General features: G+C 46.9%; 7 protein-coding genes and 1 tRNA gene. 3 read left to right on the top strand and 5 right to left on the bottom strand.

The window, feature by feature from the left end:
• Window positions 1-96 precede the first annotated feature (96 nt).
• Window positions 97-981 carry a ChaN family lipoprotein gene (locus RMO84_RS06630; protein ID WP_310487684.1) on the bottom strand — a complete coding sequence of 295 codons (885 nt, stop codon included), beginning with the start codon at window positions 979-981 and terminating at the stop codon, window positions 97-99.
• A 77-nt stretch (window positions 982-1058) separates the two neighbouring features.
• On the opposite strand from RMO84_RS06630, the gene RMO84_RS06625 reads away from it, so the two are divergent.
• Window positions 1059-1550 (top strand): thioesterase family protein, encoded by a 492-nt coding sequence (locus tag RMO84_RS06625; protein ID WP_310487683.1) that lies wholly within the window; start codon window positions 1059-1061, stop codon window positions 1548-1550.
• Window positions 1551-1557: 7 nt separating this feature from the next.
• Here RMO84_RS06625 and RMO84_RS06620 read toward each other — a convergent pair whose 3' ends face one another.
• Together RMO84_RS06620 and RMO84_RS06615 are read right to left on the bottom strand one after the other, a co-directional pair.
• Window positions 1558-2502: a TIGR04168 family protein gene (locus RMO84_RS06620; RefSeq protein WP_396135789.1), complete on the bottom strand. Its 945-nt coding sequence runs from the start codon at window positions 2500-2502 to the stop codon at window positions 1558-1560.
• Between the two features lie 112 nt (window positions 2503-2614).
• Window positions 2615-2974 (bottom strand): DUF4359 domain-containing protein, encoded by a 360-nt coding sequence (locus RMO84_RS06615; protein WP_310487681.1) that lies wholly within the window; start codon window positions 2972-2974, stop codon window positions 2615-2617.
• A 94-nt stretch (window positions 2975-3068) separates the two neighbouring features.
• On the opposite strand from RMO84_RS06615, the gene RMO84_RS06610 reads away from it, so the two are divergent.
• Window positions 3069-3141, top strand: a tRNA-His gene (locus RMO84_RS06610).
• A 275-nt stretch (window positions 3142-3416) separates the two neighbouring features.
• Here the strand turns inward: RMO84_RS06610 and RMO84_RS06605 are convergent.
• Window positions 3417-3968 carry a tetratricopeptide repeat protein gene (locus RMO84_RS06605; RefSeq protein ID WP_310487680.1) on the bottom strand — a complete coding sequence of 184 codons (552 nt, stop codon included), beginning with the start codon at window positions 3966-3968 and terminating at the stop codon, window positions 3417-3419.
• Between the two features lie 148 nt (window positions 3969-4116).
• Here RMO84_RS06605 and RMO84_RS06600 point away from each other — a divergent pair, with 148 nt between their 5' ends.
• Window positions 4117-4329: a hypothetical protein gene (locus RMO84_RS06600; protein ID WP_310487679.1), complete on the top strand. Its 213-nt coding sequence runs from the start codon at window positions 4117-4119 to the stop codon at window positions 4327-4329.
• Window positions 4330-4346: 17 nt separating this feature from the next.
• On the opposite strand, the gene RMO84_RS06595 is transcribed toward RMO84_RS06600, so the two are convergent.
• Window positions 4347-5543, bottom strand: a 1197-nt coding sequence (locus tag RMO84_RS06595) for a transglutaminase domain-containing protein (protein WP_310487678.1), incomplete at its 5' end; no start/stop codon positions are given.

The raw sequence follows: 5543 nt of genomic DNA, 5'->3' as shown, positions 1-5543 counted from the left end.
CGACTAAATAGATCGATCGTCTAATCGATCGCTCGCAAGAATAGAGACAAATAGAGGCATCTGTAAACAGATGCCTCTATTTTCGCGAGATAGAAGTTAACGCTCTCGATCCCAAATAAAATCTGCAACTTGGGGTTGGAGCAACAAGTTATCACCACTGAGCAAAACAGTTTTTTGCGTAAATTTACTATTACCCATTCGCCGCAAGACGCGATCGGGAATTCCATAGCCGTAGATAATATGCGAACTCCCAGCAATGACGATCGTTTGATGGCGCGGATTATTTTTGGCAAAATTGGCCACTCGATCGGCCATCGTTTCATCCCATAATAATTGAGCGGTATAAAACCTGTCGAAACTTTTACTAGAGATCGACACAATGCCAGCGTGTTGACGATAACTGCCCAAAATCATCTGCTGATATTTGACATTAGTGCGATCGATTTGGTCGAAGGGCGGAATATATTGCCGCTCTGTGGGGGTTAAACTTTCCAAACCTTGTTTGGCAGCCTTGCGAGTAATTTCCGTTGGTGTATTGAGCGCGATAACTGGCAGCCGATTCGCTTTGGCAAATTCCAAAATCGGCGCGTAAGATTCCCAGCTAAAGCCCCAACGTTTATCGAATTCTGATTGCTTGCGCAGTTCGGCAGCACTCAGTTTGCCTGCTAAATAAAGATCCAGTAAGGGTTGCGCTGGACGTTGAAACATTTCCATCCCGATCGCGAGCTGCGGGTTATGCTTAAATAGAGCTTGGATAATTGCCAGCTGTTGCTGGCGATCGGCTAAGCGATCGTGAGTTTCACCTAGATACACGACATTTGACGTCTTGAGCCGATCGACGATCTGTTGTTGCGATGGTGTAAACCTGACCTCACTTTGTGCTGTCGATTCGGCATTGGCTGTCGGCATTGTCACGATCGTATTACTAGCGACAATTACAATTAACCCCCATACAAGTGCGGTAATCTGGCGTATATTCATCTCTAGGCTGCATACTATATTCAGTTAACATAACGCACAATATCTTTGTCCGCCCAGTCAACCGGAGATAATCGATCGTGGCCGAAACTACAGATATTCGCTCTCAAAAACCCGCCGATAGTGCGATCGAAAAGTTAAGCTACCAAGCCATGGCTGCCAATTGGTTTGAATACCCGATCGTGGTCTATCCCCATCACACCGATTATGGGGGTATTGTCTGGCATGGTGCTTATCTCACCTGGATGGAAGAAGCTCGCGTGGCTTGTCTCAAGTCGATCGGGATTGATTTTGCCGATTTGGTGGCTGTGGGTTGCGATCTGCCGGTGGTAGATTTATCGCTGCGCTATCATCGCGCCCTCAAAATGGGCGAATCAGCGATCGTCAAAACGCGGACGACCGATATGGCCGGGGTACGAATTATCTGGGAATACGAGATCCAGTCCGTCGCTGGCGATCTGACTTATCTCACGGGGATGGTAACGCTGGTCGCTGTCGATCGCGAAAAAGGTAAAATTATGCGCCAATTACCCACGACAGTCCGCGATGCGTTGGTCAAAATGCGAGAGTAGTCGATCGTTAGCTAACATTTACAGTCGAGCTTTCAGGCTGCTTGACATCATTTTTCGCCTGCCAATAGATTTCTTCCAAACCCACTTGAAAATCTTCCGTCATCCAGACTAAACCGGCTTGAGTAACCTGTCCGTCTACAATCGTCACTAGGGAAAAGTTGCGCACCGTCCGTTCGATCGTTGTCAGGATGCGCGGACACCGAGCGGCATTAAGATAAACCGTCCCCGGACGCACGACAATCGGCTGTCGCAGGCATTCCTTGGTGTGTCGGAGTTTATGGTGCATGTGGCCGAATGTCACCAAGGGAATCGATTTTCCCTGTGCTTGTAGCCGCGCGATCGCCGCAGCTAGATCCGGATCGCCATAATCACCACCGATCGGTTCGCCCCAATCCTTGCCACAAATCGACTCTGGCTCCTCACCTAATCCCGTAGGGCCATTATGACCGATGATAATTAGCTGCTCGCAAGTTGCTTGCATCCCCATCTCGACAATGCGATCGGTAGATGCGGCAAAACTATCGATTCCGTACCGTTCTTGATAAAAATCTCGATATTTCCACTCCATCCCGCCCCAACTAAACGGGCGACTGCCTACTACCGTAAGATTGAATTGCGGAAAATCTAACTTGCCATAACCCACAGAACTAGCACCCAACAGATCGATCTGCTGCTGGACTCGATCTTCAATCTTCGGGTCGTAAGGGCTTTTGCTGCGTCCCCAATCGCTGGCTGTATACCAAGCATCGTGATTGCCAAAGATCGCCGCCTTGGGCATGTCGATTGCCGCCAACCGACTGACTAGTTCGACGGCCTCATTGCCAAAGTCACCCACAAATAAGACCAAATCGATATCTAAATGTTGGAGCGCGATCTCATCCGCATCCTCCCATTGGTCGTGAACATCACCAACGATCGCAATTCTAATCGGTTTGGTTGGATTTTCCAGCATGATTTTGACGAGCACTCCACTTGCGCCTTCATCATTATAAGGGACAAGTAAGGCTCCTTGGGGCTGACAGGTGACAACCATCGATCGCCAATCGATCGAGTCGTGGTCGGTATTAAGGAGTTTTATAAGTATAGAAGCGATCGAACAATCCGATCGATTCGACCCGACCGTTGAAGTTGACTGCCGGAATCGAGATATCCGATCGATAGATGCTAAATAATCCCCAGTCTTGGCGCGTCGTTGTCGCCGCTAGTAACGGTTTAAGTTGCGGCATGTAGGCTTCAATCGCCGCCCGACATGGCTCCTTAACCAACATACCCAAGCCCCCAGACACGCGATCGCATTCTGCTCTAGCTAGGTTGCCAGCCTGCTCGACTGCATAGTTTTCATAAGCCACTCGATCGGGATTGGTCAAAAATCCCAGCCCACCTACACCCATAAGCCCCACCAACAATACTTGCCAGCCTTTCATACCGTATCAAACTCACACACTAAAATTATTCTACTCCAAACCCTAGACTAATTTAGTCAAATCATGCTATATTGATCTCTACATGTAAAGCATGGCGAGCGTCGCCTAGTGGTTATGGCAGAGGTTTGTGGTGCCTCCACTCGCGGGTTCGAATCCCGTCGTTCGCCCTCTTCGTTTGTTACAAAAAATCCCTGACTTCGGTCTAGGGATTTTTTGCGTTAGTAATTGCCTGAAAATAGCATTCAAGTTATCTGAAACTTAGCAACGAAATACTTCTGAGCATACTTGCTGCCTCTCTGCTAACCTGTTGATGCCTTCGCGAATGATAAGTTGGAGAATCTTTGAGTTTAGAAAGTAAATTCTCAAGTAAGTTTTTGGCAATATCAGTATTACCGGCTTGGATTTCAATTTTTGCTAACATGATGGCGGATTCAGGATGTCCCTAACAATAAATATCTTCTGTTAAATGCAACCTGGCGATCGACCATTTAGACAAATTAAATAGCACTTTTGCATAAAGTAGCGAGGCATCACCCTGAAGATGTTTGGGATCTATTTTGAGTAATAATTCTAAATGTAGAGCAGCGACAGCAAATCGCTCTCGATCGAATGCTACTGATGCGGCACCCCATAGAGCATAAGGATTTTTTGGTTCTTTGATTAATGCTCTCTGGTACGCTAATTCGGCTCGGTCGAGATCGCCTAATTCTAGTAATATGTTTCCTAGTATTAAAAATTGGTAGGCTTTACCAATATGTTTAGCTGCAATTTTAGCTCGATGCAATTCTTGCTGAAGTTGAATGCGCCTGAGTGGATTAATAATCTTACGAGATTGTGAGGTGGATTGTCGATCGATAAAATAAACTAAAGCTCCAGGGAAATAGCCAAAGAGTACGATCCAAAACCAGTTAGATCGAGTGCTCTTGTCCTGGGAGCAATCGGTTAACATCCAAATCCAAAATCCAGTAATAATAAATACCAGTGTTGCTGACATAATGTCTATAGATCGACGCTATTTACCTCGATTACATTATTCAACCTGTTATTGCGCCTATCAGGATACAATCTGAATTGTGGATACAAAGACAGCCAAGACCGCGACATAGAAAAAGCTAAAGTTCATTAATGGGAGTATCAAACTAATGCGAAAACTGAGAACCCTTGAGGAGGCTACCAAAGGCTATTTTCGCGACCATCCTGAAGAAATCGATGATTATCTGACGGAAATTTTTCAAGATTTTGCTGAAGATAATGACACTCGCATATTACTGTCATCATTGCGAGTTCTGGCTCGCGATCGAGTCGAGCAAGTGCCACAGGAAAATACTTGTAACTTACCAGGGTATCCTGGCTGATTAGAGGCTTGGTTGAACTAGTTCGTCTTGTCTTTTTTGAGAGTAGTTAATAATTCCTGTAAGCGATCGACCTGCTGTGCTTCCGCTCCATATCGCCAAGCCGTATACGATCGAGAGATTTCACTAACTACCGTACTGAGTGAAGACGATCGGTTATCCCGAACGGTTTGGGCATATTCCAGTGGCGTTTGGGCGGGGTGTTTGGGGATAGTAAGATTGGCTAACATTTGTTGATAAATGCGCTCCACTGGCGATAACTGTTTCAACCATTGGCGATGTCGCCATTTGTGGAATTGTTGCCAGCTCCACCAACCACAAAACGCCACGGAAATTGCGATCGCAATGCCGCTAAAGATGCCCAACCAACCTCGATCGAATAGACCGAAGAATAGCGAGATACCGACAACTAACCAGCCAAGCGTTAACGACCACGCATAGGCGAGCCAAGCGGTAACAGGCGAAGGCAACCAACTTGCTACCCAATTCCACAGTTGCTGGAGCGTGCTAAAAGTTTGGTCTTCATCGACACTTGGAGGGGTCAAGGGGTGCCCTGGAATCGGGTCGAAGGCAAACCAACCATACTCGGGAAAATAAACCTCTGTCAGGGCGTGAGCGTCGGTATTGGAGACTTCATAGTATCCAGTGAAGGGGTTGAAGTTGCCAGGATCGAAGCCGACAGCTAATCGAGCGGGAATGCCGATCGAGCGGAGCATCATGGTATAAGTAGTGGCAAAATGATCCGCATAGCCACCAGCTTCGCAACTAGTCGATTTGCCTTCACAACGGAACAGAAACCAACTGGCTAAATCTTCGCCCTCAGGAACTCGATCGAGCGTCAGCGGATTTTGAGGGAGGCGATAATGTTGTTTGAGATATTGGGCGAGATAGAGAGATTTAGCGTAGGTAGATGTTAGAGCTGGGCTATTTTTACCAACTTGTTGCTGTGGTGCGCGATCGACTAGATCTTGGGTGTATTTTTGCAGTTTGGCTGAGATGTTGTCAGGGATTTGCAGGTAATAATTACTAATCTTCTGGGGATAATTAGTGCTGGCCCGTTGGCGAAGCCTCTCCGCTGGAGAATCGAGTAATTGGCGATCGCGCAAGGGGACTTGAGACACTACTGTATAAGTCAAACCTTGATGCAACCCCACTGGCGATCTCATCAAACCTTCTGGATCTAGGGCAATTTCTGGTGTGGGAAAATATAATTCATT

It is taken from the genome of Chamaesiphon sp. VAR_69_metabat_338, assembly GCF_031423935.1.
Classification (GTDB): domain Bacteria; phylum Cyanobacteriota; class Cyanobacteriia; order Cyanobacteriales; family Chamaesiphonaceae; genus Chamaesiphon.
Note: the sequence above shows the minus strand (reverse complement) of the source record. Positions and strands in the feature narration are given on the sequence as shown.